Below are 13,209 nucleotides of genomic sequence, written 5' to 3' on the forward strand. Positions count from 1 at the left end.
GGTTTATTATCATTCGTATAGGTAAAACCAATACTCGAGGCGCGATGCTGCTCCGACACATCCGTTATTTTCTCGCCGTCGCCGAGCAGGGAAATTTCACGCGCGCGGCCGAGTCGCTGCACGTCTCGCAGCCGACGCTGTCGCAGCAGATCCGGCAGCTCGAGGACGCGCTCGGCGTGCAACTGTTCGACCGCTCGGCTCGCGCGGTGCGGCTGACCGAGTTCGGCGCCGCGTATGCGCGGCACGCGCGGGCCGCGCTGCAGCAGCTCGAGGCTGGACGGCGCGCGGTGCATGACGTCGAGAATCTTCAGAGCGGCTCGCTGCGGCTCGCGATGACGCCGACCTTCTCCGCGTATCTGATCGGCTGGCTGATCGACGGCTTCAACGCGCGCTATCCGGGCCTGAAGCTGACGATCCGGGAGATGCCGCAGGAGCAGATCGAGCCGCTCCTCGCCGATGACGAGCTCGACGTGGGGATCGCGTTCGATCCGACGCAGTCGCCCGAGATCGACGCGACGCCGTTGTGGGTGGAGACGCTCGCGCTCGTCGTCGGGCGCGATCATCGCCATGCGCGCCGCCGCAAGCCGCTATCGCCCGCCGAGGCCGGCGACGAACCGCTGATCCTGCTGAGCCGTGCGTTCGCGACGCGCAGCAAGGTCGATCAGTACTTCCATCGCAACGGCGTGACGCCGCGCGTGGCGATCGAAGTGAATTCGATCAGCGCGATGCTCGAGATGGTGCGCGGCGGCCGGATCGCGACGGTGCTGCCGTCGGCGATCGCCGAGCGCCGCGACGACCTGCGCGCGATCCGGCTCGACCCGCCGCTGCCGCGGCGCACGGCGGCGCTGCTCACGCGCAAGGGCGGCTATCGAAGCGCGGCGATGCGCGCGTTCATCGACTATGCGCTGGCGAGGCGACACGAAATCCGAAGCAGCGGCGGCTCGCAGGCGCGCGGCGGCGCGTCGCCCGGAGGCGAGTAGCCGCGCCGCGCGCGATGCCGCATGCGCGACGGCGTGCCGCGCGCGAACGCGCCGCGTCAGCCCTTCGGTGTCGGAAAGAACACGCCCGCGCGCTGCGCGGCGTTGGAGATGTGCGCTTCGATCGCCGCGCCTGCGGCGGCCGGGTCCTTCGTGATCAGCGCATCGAGAATCGCGCGATGCTCGTGATACGTCGACAGCACGAGCTCGCGCCGGTAGAACGGCATCCGCTGGCTTTCCTTCATGATGTCCGCGCTGCCGCGCAGGATCGATTCGATCGCCGCGTTGCCGGCGAGGCTGACGATCCGCATGTGGAAATCGAAATCGAGCTGCGACGCGCCGTCGAGCTCGTCGTTCGCGAGCGCCTCCTGCAGCGCGGCGACGTTCTCCTCGAACCACGCGAGATCCTGCTCGCTGACGGCGAGTGCGGCCATTCGCGCGGCGAAGCCTTCGAGCGCGTAGCGCATCTGATAGGTGTCGGGCAGCGACGATTGCTCGGCGAAGCGCCACGCGTGCGCGGCGCTCGCCTGCGCGCTCTCGACGTACACGCCCTTGCCGGGGCGGATGCGCAGCATCCCGAGCGCCTCGAGCGTCGACAGCGCCTCGCGCAGCGACGCGCGGCTGATCTCCAGTTCTTCGGACAATTGACGTTGCGCGGGCAACAGGCTGCCGACGGGATAGAAGCCGCTCTCGATCCGGCTGCGGATCGTGGCGATGGCGGCGTCGGTGACGGTGTGCGGAACGTTCTTCATGCAGTGGATCGATTGCGCGGTCTGACCGGCATTGTAAACCGCCGCCGGCGGCGCGCGCTCCGGCTCCGGGAAAGCGATGATCCGCGTGCGCCGCAGCATCGAAACGACCGCCGAAATGCGCGGGTAATCCCTATTTTTGGCGTCCTTGACTCGACTATATCGGCTTCCTACTATCGTCCATAACAGTACTGGTCGGACCAGTATGAACAGACGAATCCGCAACCGTTGTGACGGGAGAACGCCGTGTCGAAGTTTCTCAATTCGCTGTTTGGTCGGGTGGTCATCGCGCTTGTGATCGGCGTGGCGCTCGGCGCCTTTTTCCCGCACTTCGCGCAGTCGCTGCGACCGTTGGGTGACGGGTTCCTCAAGCTGATCAAGATGGTGATCGGGCCGATCGTGTTCTGCGTCGTCGTGAGCGGCATGGCGAACGCGGGCGATCTGAAGAAGGTCGGCCGCGTCGGCCTGAAGGCAGTCGTCTACTTCGAGGCGATGACGACGCTCGCGCTCGGCATCGGCCTCGTGCTCGCGTATCTGACGAAGCCGGGCGTCGGGATGAACGTCGATCTGCACGCGCTCGACGCCGCGTCGCTCGCCGATTACGCGAAGAACGCGCAGAGCCTGAAGGACACGGCGGGCTATCTGCTGAAGATCATCCCCGAAACCGCGTTCGACGCGTTCGCGAAGGGCGACATCCTGCAGATCCTCGTGTTCTCGGTGCTGTTCGGCTCCGCGCTGTCGCTGCTCGGCGAGAAGGCGAAGCGCGTGAACTCGCTGATCGACGAATTCGCGCAGGTGTTCTTCCGCGTGATGGGCTTCATCATCAAGCTCGCGCCGCTCGGCGTGCTCGGCGCGATCGCGTTCACGACCGGCAAGTACGGCGTCGCGTCGCTCAAGCAGCTCGGCCTTCTCGTGATCGTGTTCTACGTGAGCTGCGCCGCGTTCGTCGTGATCGTGCTCGGCGCGGTGATGAAGCTCGCGGGCTTCTCGGTGTTCAAGCTGATCCGCTACCTGCGCGAGGAACTGCTGATCGTGCTCGGCACCGCGTCGTCGGACGCCGTGCTGCCGCAGGTGATGCGCAAGCTCGAATGGCTCGGCGTGAAGGATTCGACGGTCGGCCTCGTGATCCCGACCGGCTACTCGTTCAACCTCGACGGCTTCTCGATCTACCTGACGCTCGCCGTGCTCTTCATCGCGCAGGCGACCAACACGCCGCTGTCGGCGCACGACCTGATCGTCGTGCTGCTCGTGTCGCTCGTCACGTCGAAGGGCGCGCACGGCATTCCGGGCTCGGCGATCGTGATCCTCGCCGCGACGCTGTCCGCGATCCCCGCGCTGCCGGTGCTCGGCCTCGTGCTGATCCTGCCCGTCGACTGGTTCGTCGGCATCGCCCGCGCGCTCACGAATCTGCTCGGCAACTGCGTCGCGACGATCGTCGTCGCCGTGTGGGAGAACGACATCGACCGCGCCCGTGCGAAGCGTGTGCTGAACGAGGAACTGCGCTACGTGCCGGCAGGCGACGAAAGCCCGAACGGCGCGATCGCGGACGGCGGCGCGCACGCGCTCTGACGCCGCGCCGCCCGACATCGCGCGCCGGCGCGGCGGTTCGCGCCGGCGCTTCGTTTTTCAGCTTCCGGTTTTCGGTTTTTCGGATGCACACCCAACAATAGGAGACGACATGGCCGCCCCGATTCTCGATCCGAACGCGCCCGCGTTCACGCGCCGCTACATGAATCTCGCCGATCCGCGCCTCGGCGCGAAGGCGCTCTTCGCGAGCGACGAATTCTTCGCGCCGAAGGAGCGGATGCTCGATCCGGAGCCCGCCGTGTTCATTCCCGGCAAGTACGACGACCACGGCAAGTGGATGGACGGCTGGGAGACGCGCCGCAAGCGCACGACGGGCCACGATTTCTGCGTGGTGCGCCTCGCGCGGCCGGGCGTCGTGTACGGCGTCGATCTCGACACGAGCCACTTCACCGGCAACTTCCCGCCCGCGGCGTCGATCGACGCGTGCGCGTCGGACGCGCAAACGCCGCCCGACGACGCCGACTGGCAGGCGCTCGTGCCCGCGACGACGCTCGCGGGCAACCAGCATCACTACGTCGAGGTGAGCGATCCGCGGGCCTGGACGCACCTGCGCGTGAACCTGTATCCGGACGGCGGGCTCGCGCGGCTGCGCGTGTACGGCCAGCCGCAGCGCGACTGGAGCCGCGCGGCGCGCGGCGAGCTCGTCGATCTCGCCGCGATCGAGAACGGCGCGTATCTCGTCGCCGCGAACAACGAGCACTTCGGGCCGGCGTCGCGGATGCTGATGCCCGGGCGCGGCGCGAACATGGGCGACGGCTGGGAGACCCGCCGCCGCCGCGAGCCCGGCAACGACTGGGCGATCGTCGCGCTCGCGCGGCCGGGCGTGATTCGCAGGGTCGAAGTCGATACCGCGCACTTCAAGGGCAATTACCCGGATCGCTGCTCGCTGCAGGCGGCGCACGTCGCGGGCGGCACCGATGCGTCGCTCGTCACGCAGGCGATGTTCTGGCCGACGCTGCTCGGCGAGCAGCCGCTCAGGATGGACAGCGTGCATACGTTCGAGGCGGAGCTCGCCGCGCTCGGCCCCGTCACGCACGTGCGCCTGAACATCCATCCGGACGGCGGCGTGTCGCGGCTGCGCCTCTGGGGCGAGCTCGCATAACGGGAGGACGCGCATGGAGACGCTCAATACCCTGCGCCTCGAGCGCCTGACGCGCGAAGCGTTCGCGCCGTTCGGCGACGTGATCGAGCTGGCGGGCGCGCGCCGCTTCCTGATCAACGGCGGGACGACCGAGCGCTTTCACGATCTCGCGTCGATCGACGTCGCGGAGGCGGGCGGCCGGCCGCTCGTGAGCCTGTTTCGCGCGCAGCCGCGCGGGTGGCCGGTCGAGATCGACATGATGGAGCGCCATCCGCTCGGCAGCCAGGCGTTCGTGCCGCTCGCGGCGGTCGCGCGCTACGCGATCGTCGTCGCGCCGGCGGGCGAATTCGATCCGACCCGGATGCGCGCATTCCTCGCGCAAGGCTGGCAGGGCGTCAATTACGCGAGGGGCGTCTGGCACCATCCGCTCCTCGCGCTCGACGCGGTCAGCGATTTCGTCGTGGTCGACCGGGGCGGCGCGCAGCCGAACTGCGACGAGATCACGCTCGACGCGCGCTGGCGGCTCGTCACGGACGGCGCGCACGCGAGCGCCGCCTGACGCGCACGTCGCGCCGGACGCAAAAAGGCCCGGTCAGGCTTGCGCCGGCCGGGCCTTTCAGCATGCGCGGCGAGGATGCCGCGACGCGAGCGTTCGGGGGGCGCTCGGTGCTTGTCTCAGTGCTTGCGATACGGGCAGTTTTCCGTCGTGCACGTGCCGTACATCGCGAGCGAATGCTCCTGCAGCTTGAAGCCGCGTTCCTTCGCGATCGACTGCTGGCGGGTTTCGATCTCGGCGTCGAAGAACTCTTCGACGCGGCCGCAATCGAGGCACACGAGGTGGTCGTGGTGCGAGCCTTCGTTCAGCTCGAACACGGCCTTGCCGGATTCGAAGTTGCTGCGCGACAGAAGGCCCGCCTGCTCGAACTGGGTGAGCACGCGGTAGACCGTCGCGAGGCCGATGTCGAGCTCCTCGTGCAGCAGGTTGCGATAGACGTCTTCAGCCGTCAGGTGGCGAACCGGGCTTTGCTGGAAAATTTCGAGAATCTTGAGGCGCGGTAGGGTGGCCTTGAGCCCGATGTTTTTGAGATCGGTCGGATTGGTCATGGCTAGGCGTCCCTAGAGTACAATGCAGGGCTTCAATAGTACCGGCTTTTCGCCTTTTCAGTCATCTGTGACATTCTCGCGCGGCCTCGGACAAGGGCCAGCACGGTGAGGGAAATGATTCCAAGATCTCTTTTGCAACTTCAGAGGAGCCGCATGCGGAGCACCGTCATCGCAGCTGTCGCCGTGGCCGGACTGGCCGCCTGTTCGTCGTACGACAGCGTGACTCAGCGGATCGCTCAGAGCATCACGCCGTATCGGATCACCGTCGTCCAGGGCAACTTCGTGTCGCAGGAAAAGGCCTCGCAGCTGCAGGTCGGCATGTCGCGGGACCAGGTGCGCGCGCTTCTCGGCACGCCGCTTCTGACCGACATGTTCCATGCGGATCGCTGGGACTACATTTTCTACTTCAAGCGCGGCTCGACGTCGGTCGTTCAGCAGCGCGATCTCGTGGTGAACTTCTCGGGCGACCGCGTGGCGAGCTGGACGGGCGCCGACAACCTGCCGTCCGAGCTTGATCTGCTCGCCGACATCGACGGCGACCGCCGCGGCAAGAAGGCGAGCAAGGCGGCCGCGGCCGCGCGCGCCGCCGCCGCGTCGGAAGTCGCCGCCGCGGCGGCGCCCGAAGCCGCGCAGGCGGCGGACCAGAACGACGCGAACGCGCAGGCGGCGCGCGCGGCGAACCGCGCGACCGCGCAGGTGTCGGGCCAGAGCAGCGCGGCGGCGCGCTTCTCGCCGTCCGCGCAGGCGGCGCCGAACGCGCCGACCCCCGGCGGCCTGCCGCCCGGCGCCGCGCCCGCGATCCAGCCGCAGTTCCAGTTCCATCGCCCGCCTCCGCCGCCCGCGGGGGGCGGCGCGAACCAGCCGGTCGGCCCGCAGGGCGCCGACAGCCTGCCGAACCAGCCGCTCACGGCGCCCGCGCCCGCATCCGGCGCGCAGGGAACGGGCGGTTGATCCGGCGTCCGAACCAAACCCGGGGCGGCGCGCGCCGCCCGTCTTTCATTCGTAGCAGGTAGCGCATGTCGTCCATGAAGATTGCGATTGCTGGTGTGTCCGGCCGGATGGGCCGGATGCTGATCGAAGCGGTGCTCGACGCACCCGACGCGACGCTCGTCGGTGCGCTCGACCGCGCGGGCTCGCCGCAGCTCGGCCAGGACGCGGGCGCGTTCCTCGGCAAGGAGACCGGAGTCGCGCTCACCGACGATATCGAGCGCGTGTGCGCCGAGGCCGACTACCTGATCGACTTCACCCGCCCCGAAGGCACGCTTGTCCACCTGGACGCGGCGCAGCGCCACGACGTGAAGCTCGTGATCGGCACGACGGGCTTCAGCGAGCCGCAGAAGGCGCAGCTGCGCGCGGCGGGCGAGAAGATCGCGCTCGTGTTCTCGGCGAACATGAGCGTCGGCGTGAACGTCACGATGAAGCTGCTCGAATTCGCGGCGAAGCAGTTCGCGCAGGGCTACGACATCGAGATCATCGAGGCGCACCACCGGCACAAGGTCGACGCGCCGTCCGGCACCGCGCTGATGATGGGCGAGACGATCGCGGCCGCGCTCGGCCGCTCGCTCGACGATTGCGCGGTCTACGGCCGCCACGGCGTGACGGGCGAGCGCGATCCGTCGACGATCGGCTTCTCGGCGATCCGCGGCGGCGACATCGTCGGCGATCACACGGTGCTCTTCGCCGGCATCGGCGAGCGCATCGAGATCACGCACAAGTCGGCGAGCCGCGTGTCGTACGCGCAGGGCTCGCTGCGCGCGGCGCGCTTCCTCGCCGGCCACAAGACCGGCTTCTTCGACATGCAGGACGTGCTCGGCCTGCGCTGAGCACCGCCCCGCGGGCATCGATGGCGACCCCGACCGGCATCCTCCATTACCTCGAGAGCGGCGACACCGTCACGCACGCGGTTGCGTACGTGCTGCTCGCGATGTCGATCGCGAGCTGGTGCTTCCTGATCGTGAAGGCGTGGGTGCTCGTGCGCGCGAAGCGCCAGGGCCCGGCCGCGCTCGCGGCGTTCTGGCGGGCCGCGACGCTCGACGACGGCATTGCCGCGCTGCGCGCGACCGACAAGGAGCGCGTGTTCGCGCCGCTCGCCGAGGCCGCGCGCGACGCCGACGCCGCGTCGCGCGTCGAGCCGCGCGCGCTGTCGGCGCGCGTCGAGCGCGGCGAGCGCGTGCTGCGCGCGCTGCGCCATGCGCTGCGCAAGTCGCAGCGGCGGCTCGAGTTCGGCCAGGTGCTGCTCGCGTCGATCGGCAGCACCGCGCCGTTCGTCGGCCTGCTCGGCACCGTCTGGGGGATCTATCACGCGCTCGGCAGCATCGCGGCGAGCGGGCAGGCGCAGATCGAGAACGTCGCCGGCCCGGTCGGCGAGGCGCTCATCATGACGGCGTTCGGCCTCGTCGTCGCGATTCCGGCGGTGCTCGCGTACAACATTCTCGGGCGGCTCGTGCGCCAGCTCGTCGAGGAGCTCGACGGCTTCGCGCGCGATCTGCACGTGTTCGTCTGCGGCGAGACGGCCGCGGCCCCGGCGGCCGATCCGGCCACCGCCGCGTAGCGGCGCGTCGGTCCGGCAATCCAGCGAGGAGGGCGGCATGGCGTTCGGCGGACTCGATCATCAGCACACGTCGCAGCCGATGGCGGACATCAACATGACGCCGCTCATCGACGTGATGCTCGTGCTGCTCGTCATCTTCATCATCACCGCGCCGCTCCTCACGCATGCGATCCGGCTCGATTTGCCGAAAGTCGCGGCGGCGCCCGCGCGCGAGACGCCCGAGACGATCACGGTGTCGATCGACGCGGCGGGCAAGCTGTACTGGAACGACGCGCCCGTGGCGTTCGACGCGCTCGCCGCGCGGCTGCGCGACGCGGCGGCAGGCGGCAAGGACCCGGAACTGCACCTGCGGGCCGCGCGCGACACCCACTACGACACGATCGCGCGGGTGATGGGCGCCGCGCAGCAGGCGGGCGTCGCGCGGATCGGCTTCGTCACCGACGCGTCCGGGAAGCCCGATGCGCGCGGGAATCCGCCGGCGCGGCCGTCGCCGCAGCGCGACGCGCGGCTTGCGCCGTCGCTGCCGCCGCCGCGGCCGTAGCCGTCCGCCCACGCTGTCCGCCCGTGCCGGTCGCACCGCTCGCGCCACCCGTGTCACCCGCACCACCCGCACCACCCGCACCACCCGCACCACCCGCGACGTCCGCGCCACGCTGATCGCCGCCCGCGGCCGCGCCAACGGCCTTGCCGGCCGGCGCGGACGGTATAATCGACGTTTTCCCCGCGCCGCCCCCGGCCGCCGGGGAAGCGCGACTTTCGATCCACTCGAGCGCGCGTGCGCTCGGCTCAATGCGTCGCGCGCCGCTCAAAGCCCAGCCCGAACCACACCATGCACGAAAGATACGTACCCGCCGACGTCGAAGCCGCCGCCCAGAGCGACTGGCGCGCAGCCGATGTCTACCGCTCGAAGGAAGACACGGACCGCAAGAAGTTCTACTGCGTGTCGATGTTGCCTTACCCGTCCGGCAAGCTGCACATGGGTCACGTGCGTAACTACACGATCAACGACGTGATGTACCGCTATCTGCGGATGAACGGCTACAACACGCTGATGCCGATGGGCTGGGACGCGTTCGGGATGCCGGCCGAGAACGCCGCGATGGCCAACGGCGTGCCGCCCGCGCAGTGGACGTACGACAACATCGCTTACATGAAGAAGCAGATGCAGTCGATGGGCCTCGCGATCGACTGGTCGCGCGAGGTCACGACCTGCAAGCCCGACTACTACAAGTGGAATCAGTGGCTGTTCCTGAAGATGCTCGAGAAGGGCGTCGCGTACAAGAAAACGGGCACCGTGAACTGGGACCCGGTCGACCAGACCGTGCTCGCGAACGAGCAGGTGATCGACGGGCGCGGCTGGCGCTCGGGCGCGCTCGTCGAGAAGCGCGAGATCCCGATGTACTACATGCGGATCACGCAGTACGCCGATGAACTGCTGCACGATCTCGACGGCCTCGGCTGGCCCGAGCGCGTGAAGATCATGCAGCAGAACTGGATCGGCAAGAGCTTCGGCGTGAACTTCGGCTTCCCGTACGAGCTCGACGGCGAGAAGAAGCTGCTGCGCGTGTTCACGACGCGCGCCGACACGATCATGGGCGTCACGTTCTGCGCGATCGCGGCCGAGCATCCGCTCGCCGCGCATCTTGCGCAGGACAAGCCCGAGCTGCAGGCGTTCATCGACGAATGCAAGCGCGGCGGCGTCGCCGAGGCCGACATCGCGACGATGGAGAAGAAGGGCGTCGCGACGGGCTTTTCGGTGTCGCATCCGCTGTCGGGCGAGCCCGTCGAGGTGTGGATCGGCAACTACGTGCTGATGAGCTACGGCGAAGGCGCGGTGATGGGCGTGCCGGCCCACGACGAGCGCGATTTCGCGTTCGCGAAGAAATACGGCCTGCCGATCAAGCAGGTGATTGCGGTCGCGGGGCAAACATACTCGCTCGACGCGTGGCAGGAGTGGTATGGCGACAAGGAAGCCGCGGTTTGCATCGATAGCGGCAAGTACGACGGCCTCGCTTACGGCGCGGCCGTCGACGCGGTCGCGGCCGACCTGAAGGCGGGCGGCTTCGGCGACAAGCAGGTCACGTATCGCCTGCGCGACTGGGGCATTTCGCGCCAGCGCTACTGGGGCACGCCGATTCCGATCATCCACTGCCCGTCGTGCGGCGACGTGCCGGTGCCGGAGCAGGATCTGCCCGTCGTGCTGCCGGAAAATCTCGTGCCGGACGGCACGGGCAACCCGCTCGCGAAGTCCGAGGCGTTCCTGAACTGCACGTGCCCGAAGTGCGGCGCGGCCGCGAAGCGCGAAACGGACACGATGGACACTTTCGTCGATTCCGCGTGGTACTTCTCGCGCTACGCGGCGCCGGACGCCGAGACGATGGTCGACGCGCGCACCGACTACTGGATGCCGATGGATCAGTACATCGGCGGCATCGAGCACGCGATCCTGCACCTGCTGTACTCGCGCTTCTGGGCGAAGGTGATGCGCGATCTCGGCCTCGTGAAATTCGGCGAGCCGGCGAAGAACCTGCTCACGCAGGGGATGGTGCTCAACGAGACGTTCTATCGCGAGGACGCATCGGGCAAGAAGACGTGGTACAACCCGGCCGACGTCACCGTGTCGTTCGACGACAAGGGCCGCCCCGTCGGCGCGGTGCTGAAGTCGGACGGCGAGCCGGTCGAGCTGGGCGGCATCGAGAAGATGTCGAAGTCGAAGAACAACGGCGTCGATCCGCAGATGCTGATCGACCATTACGGCGCCGACACCGCGCGCCTCTTCACGATGTTCGCGGCGCCGCCCGAGCAGCAGCTCGAGTGGTCGGGCGCGGGCGTCGAGGGCGCGAGCCGCTTCCTGCGCCGCGTGTGGGCGTTCGGCCATGCGAACCGCGACGCGCTCGCCGCGCGCGCGACGTTCGACGCCGCGCAACTCGGCGAAGCCGACAAGACCCTGCGCCGCGAAATCCACGGCGTGCTGAAGCAGGCCGATTTCGACTATCAGCGCCTGCAGTACAACACGGTCGTATCGGCCGCGATGAAGATGCTGAACGCGCTCGAAGGCGCGAAGGGCGCGACGCCCGCCGTGCTGCGCGAAACCTACGGCGTGCTGCTGCGCGTGCTGTACCCGGTCGTGCCGCACGTCACGTTCGAGCTGTGGAAGGCGCTCGGCTACACGGACGAGTTCGCGCCGCTGCTCGACGCGCCGTGGCCGAAGGTCGACGAGGCCGCGCTCGAGCAGGCCGAGATCGAGCTCGTGCTGCAGGTGAACGGCAAGGTGCGCGGCGCGCTGAAGGTCGCGAAGGACGCGAGCCGCGAGGCGATCGAAGCGGCGGCGCTCGCCGACGAGATGTTCGCGAAATTCGCCGAAGGCAAGCAGGCGAAGAAGATCATTGTCGTGCCGGGTCGTCTCGTGAATGTCGTCGTTTGACGGCGCACGGCGGCGCAGGCACGCAACAGCCAAGGAGCGAAGGTGATCCGCAGATCGTTTTTGATGTTCGTGGGCAGCGCGGTGCTGCTGTCCGCGTGTGGTTTCAAGCTGCGCGGGCAGCAGGACTACGCGTTCAAGCATCTGTACATCGCCGGCGCGCCGCCCGCGGCGGCGGCGCGGCTCACGCGCCTCGTCGAGGCGGGCAGCGACACGAAGATCGTCAAGACGCCGGGCGAGGCGGACGCGGTGCTGAGCCTGTCCGAATCGCGCGGTCAGGGCACGCTGACGCTCGACAAGTACGGCACGGTCCAGGAGTACCAGCTCAACTATTCGCTGAACTACACGCTTTTGGCCAAGGACGGCGCCGCGCTGATTCCGCCGAGCGTGATCGCGCTCAATCGCGCGATGACGTATAGCGCGCAGTACACGAACGCGAAGGCGCAGGAGTCCGAGATCCTGTTCGCGGACATGCAGAACGACGCGATCGATCAGCTGATGCGCCGGCTCGCGATCGTGCGCACGCTGCATCCGGAGCCGGGCCAGGGCGTGCCGGGCGTCACGCCGCGCGCGCCGCTGCCGCCGCCGCCGCTGTGATCGCCGCGTTTTCCATTTCCCGTTCAACGATCGACGCAGGAACCGATGCAACTGCGACTTGACGCACTGGAGCCGCATCTCGCGAAGGCGCTCGCCGGGCTGTACGTCGTCTACGGCGACGAGCCGCTGCTCGCGCAGGAAGCATGCGACAAGATCCGCGCGGCCGCGCGCGCCGGGGGCTTCACCGAGCGCTCGGTGCATACCGTCGAGCGCGGCTTCGACTGGAGCACGCTGATCGGCGCGAGCCAGGCGATGTCGCTGTTCGGCGAGCGGCAGCTCGTCGAGCTGCGGATTCCGTCTGGCAAGCCCGGCAAGGACGGCGCCGACGCGCTGAAGACGCTCGCCGGCGCGGGCAACCCTGACGTGCTGATGCTCGTCACGCTGCCGCGGCTCGACGCCGCGACGCAGAAGTCCGCGTGGTTCACGGCGCTCGTGAACGCGGGCGTCGCGCTGAAGATCGATCCGGTCGAGCGCGCGCAATTGCCGAACTGGATCGGCCAGCGGCTCGCGCTGCAGGGCCAGCGCGTCGCGCCGGGCGAGGACGGGCGGCGCGCGCTCGCGTTCGTCGCCGAGCGCGTCGAGGGCAATCTGCTCGCCGCGCATCAGGAGATCCAGAAGCTCGGCCTGCTGTATCCGGCCGGCGCGCTGACGTTCGAGCAGATCCACGACGCGGTGCTGAACGTCGCGCGCTACGATGTGTTCAAGCTCAACGAAGCGATGCTCGCGGGCGACGCCGCGCGGCTTGCGCGGATGATCGACGGCCTGAAGGGCGAGGGCGAGGCGCTCGTGCTCGTGCTGTGGGCGGTCGTCGAGGAGTTGCGCACGCTGCTTCGGATCAAGCGCGGCGTCGCGGCCGGCAAGCCGCTCGCCGTGCTCGTGCGCGAGAACCGCGTGTGGGGGCCGCGCGAGCGGCTCGTCGGGCCCGCGCTCGCGCGCGTGTCCGAAGCCGGGCTCGAGCACGCGCTCGCGTTCGCCGCGCGGCTTGACCGGCAGGTCAAGGGGCTCGCCGCCGTGTCGCGCGGCCCGGCGCGCGGCGAGCCGCCGCCCGACCCATGGGACGGCCTGTTCCAGCTCGCGATGACGGTCGCGCGCGCGTCCGGGCCAGGCGGCGACGCGCCACGCCGGCCAGCCTGAGCGCGCTT

At 68.9% G+C, this 13,209-nt stretch carries 13 protein-coding genes; 11 read left to right on the forward strand and 2 right to left on the reverse strand.

Annotation, left to right across the window (positions count from 1 at the left end; translation table 11 throughout):
* Positions 1-44 precede the first annotated feature (44 nt).
* Entirely contained in the window at positions 45-980 is a 936-nt protein-coding gene (gene cynR / locus WT60_RS03845) for a transcriptional regulator CynR (protein ID WP_060356327.1), read from the forward strand.
* 56 nt (positions 981-1,036) lie between these two features.
* Here the strand turns inward: cynR and WT60_RS03850 are convergent, their stop codons facing one another.
* Positions 1,037-1,729: an FCD domain-containing protein gene (locus WT60_RS03850; protein WP_060356342.1), complete on the reverse strand. Its 693-nt coding sequence runs from the start codon at positions 1,727-1,729 to the stop codon at positions 1,037-1,039.
* Between the two features lie 243 nt (positions 1,730-1,972).
* Here WT60_RS03850 and WT60_RS03855 point away from each other — a divergent pair, with 243 nt between their 5' ends.
* From WT60_RS03855 to WT60_RS03865, 3 genes are all read left to right on the forward strand, one after another.
* Positions 1,973-3,295, forward strand: a complete 1,323-nt coding sequence (locus WT60_RS03855; protein WP_038754263.1) for a C4-dicarboxylate transporter DctA — start codon at positions 1,973-1,975, stop codon at positions 3,293-3,295.
* A 109-nt stretch (positions 3,296-3,404) separates the two neighbouring features.
* Positions 3,405-4,415 (forward strand): allantoicase, encoded by a 1,011-nt coding sequence (alc, locus tag WT60_RS03860; protein WP_060356326.1) that lies wholly within the window; start codon positions 3,405-3,407, stop codon positions 4,413-4,415.
* A gap of 13 nt (positions 4,416-4,428) precedes the next feature.
* A complete protein-coding gene (locus tag WT60_RS03865; RefSeq protein WP_038754258.1) occupies positions 4,429-4,953 on the forward strand; it encodes an ureidoglycolate lyase in 525 nt (174 codons plus the stop codon).
* 116 nt (positions 4,954-5,069) lie between these two features.
* On the opposite strand, the gene fur is transcribed toward WT60_RS03865, so the two are convergent.
* Positions 5,070-5,498: a ferric iron uptake transcriptional regulator gene (fur, locus tag WT60_RS03870; RefSeq protein ID WP_004194273.1), complete on the reverse strand. Its 429-nt coding sequence runs from the start codon at positions 5,496-5,498 to the stop codon at positions 5,070-5,072.
* A gap of 153 nt (positions 5,499-5,651) precedes the next feature.
* On the opposite strand from fur, the gene WT60_RS03875 reads away from it, so the two are divergent.
* From WT60_RS03875 to holA, 7 genes are all read left to right on the forward strand, one after another.
* Positions 5,652-6,449 carry an outer membrane protein assembly factor BamE gene (locus WT60_RS03875; RefSeq protein ID WP_038754255.1) on the forward strand — a complete coding sequence of 266 codons (798 nt, stop codon included), beginning with the start codon at positions 5,652-5,654 and terminating at the stop codon, positions 6,447-6,449.
* A 74-nt stretch (positions 6,450-6,523) separates the two neighbouring features.
* On the forward strand, positions 6,524-7,321 hold the full coding sequence (gene dapB, locus WT60_RS03880; RefSeq protein ID WP_060356325.1) for a 4-hydroxy-tetrahydrodipicolinate reductase: 798 nt from the start codon (positions 6,524-6,526) through the stop codon (positions 7,319-7,321).
* 20 nt (positions 7,322-7,341) lie between these two features.
* Positions 7,342-8,049 carry a MotA/TolQ/ExbB proton channel family protein gene (locus WT60_RS03885; protein ID WP_038754250.1) on the forward strand — a complete coding sequence of 236 codons (708 nt, stop codon included), beginning with the start codon at positions 7,342-7,344 and terminating at the stop codon, positions 8,047-8,049.
* Positions 8,050-8,086: 37 nt separating this feature from the next.
* Positions 8,087-8,590 carry a biopolymer transporter ExbD gene (locus WT60_RS03890; RefSeq protein WP_038754248.1) on the forward strand — a complete coding sequence of 168 codons (504 nt, stop codon included), beginning with the start codon at positions 8,087-8,089 and terminating at the stop codon, positions 8,588-8,590.
* A gap of 288 nt (positions 8,591-8,878) precedes the next feature.
* Positions 8,879-11,473 carry a leucine--tRNA ligase gene (gene leuS, locus WT60_RS03895; protein WP_060356324.1) on the forward strand — a complete coding sequence of 865 codons (2,595 nt, stop codon included), beginning with the start codon at positions 8,879-8,881 and terminating at the stop codon, positions 11,471-11,473.
* A 42-nt stretch (positions 11,474-11,515) separates the two neighbouring features.
* Positions 11,516-12,067: an LPS assembly lipoprotein LptE gene (lptE, locus tag WT60_RS03900; protein WP_038754242.1), complete on the forward strand. Its 552-nt coding sequence runs from the start codon at positions 11,516-11,518 to the stop codon at positions 12,065-12,067.
* A gap of 45 nt (positions 12,068-12,112) precedes the next feature.
* On the forward strand, positions 12,113-13,201 hold the full coding sequence (gene holA, locus WT60_RS03905; RefSeq protein ID WP_038754239.1) for a DNA polymerase III subunit delta: 1,089 nt from the start codon (positions 12,113-12,115) through the stop codon (positions 13,199-13,201).
* Positions 13,202-13,209 lie beyond the last annotated feature (8 nt).

Source organism: Burkholderia sp. MSMB617WGS (assembly GCF_001532025.2).
GTDB classification, from domain to species: domain Bacteria; phylum Pseudomonadota; class Gammaproteobacteria; order Burkholderiales; family Burkholderiaceae; genus Burkholderia; species Burkholderia savannae.

What these genes read in the sequence shown, in the direction of transcription:
- alc (WP_060356326.1), top strand. Translation starts at nt 3,405, where the DNA reads ATGGCCGCCCCGATTCTCGATCCGAACGCGCCCGCGTTCACGCGCCGC.
- leuS (WP_060356324.1), top strand. Translation starts at nt 8,879, where the DNA reads ATGCACGAAAGATACGTACCCGCCGACGTCGAAGCCGCCGCCCAGAGC.
- holA (WP_038754239.1), top strand. Translation starts at nt 12,113, where the DNA reads ATGCAACTGCGACTTGACGCACTGGAGCCGCATCTCGCGAAGGCGCTC.
- fur (WP_004194273.1), bottom strand. Translation starts at nt 5,498, where the DNA reads ATGACCAATCCGACCGATCTCAAAAACATCGGGCTCAAGGCCACCCTA.
- WT60_RS03885 (WP_038754250.1), top strand. Translation starts at nt 7,342, where the DNA reads ATGGCGACCCCGACCGGCATCCTCCATTACCTCGAGAGCGGCGACACC.
- WT60_RS03890 (WP_038754248.1), top strand. Translation starts at nt 8,087, where the DNA reads ATGGCGTTCGGCGGACTCGATCATCAGCACACGTCGCAGCCGATGGCG.
- WT60_RS03865 (WP_038754258.1), top strand. Translation starts at nt 4,429, where the DNA reads ATGGAGACGCTCAATACCCTGCGCCTCGAGCGCCTGACGCGCGAAGCG.
- dapB (WP_060356325.1), top strand. Translation starts at nt 6,524, where the DNA reads ATGAAGATTGCGATTGCTGGTGTGTCCGGCCGGATGGGCCGGATGCTG.
- WT60_RS03850 (WP_060356342.1), bottom strand. Translation starts at nt 1,729, where the DNA reads ATGAAGAACGTTCCGCACACCGTCACCGACGCCGCCATCGCCACGATC.
- WT60_RS03875 (WP_038754255.1), top strand. Translation starts at nt 5,652, where the DNA reads ATGCGGAGCACCGTCATCGCAGCTGTCGCCGTGGCCGGACTGGCCGCC.
- cynR (WP_060356327.1), top strand. Translation starts at nt 45, where the DNA reads ATGCTGCTCCGACACATCCGTTATTTTCTCGCCGTCGCCGAGCAGGGA.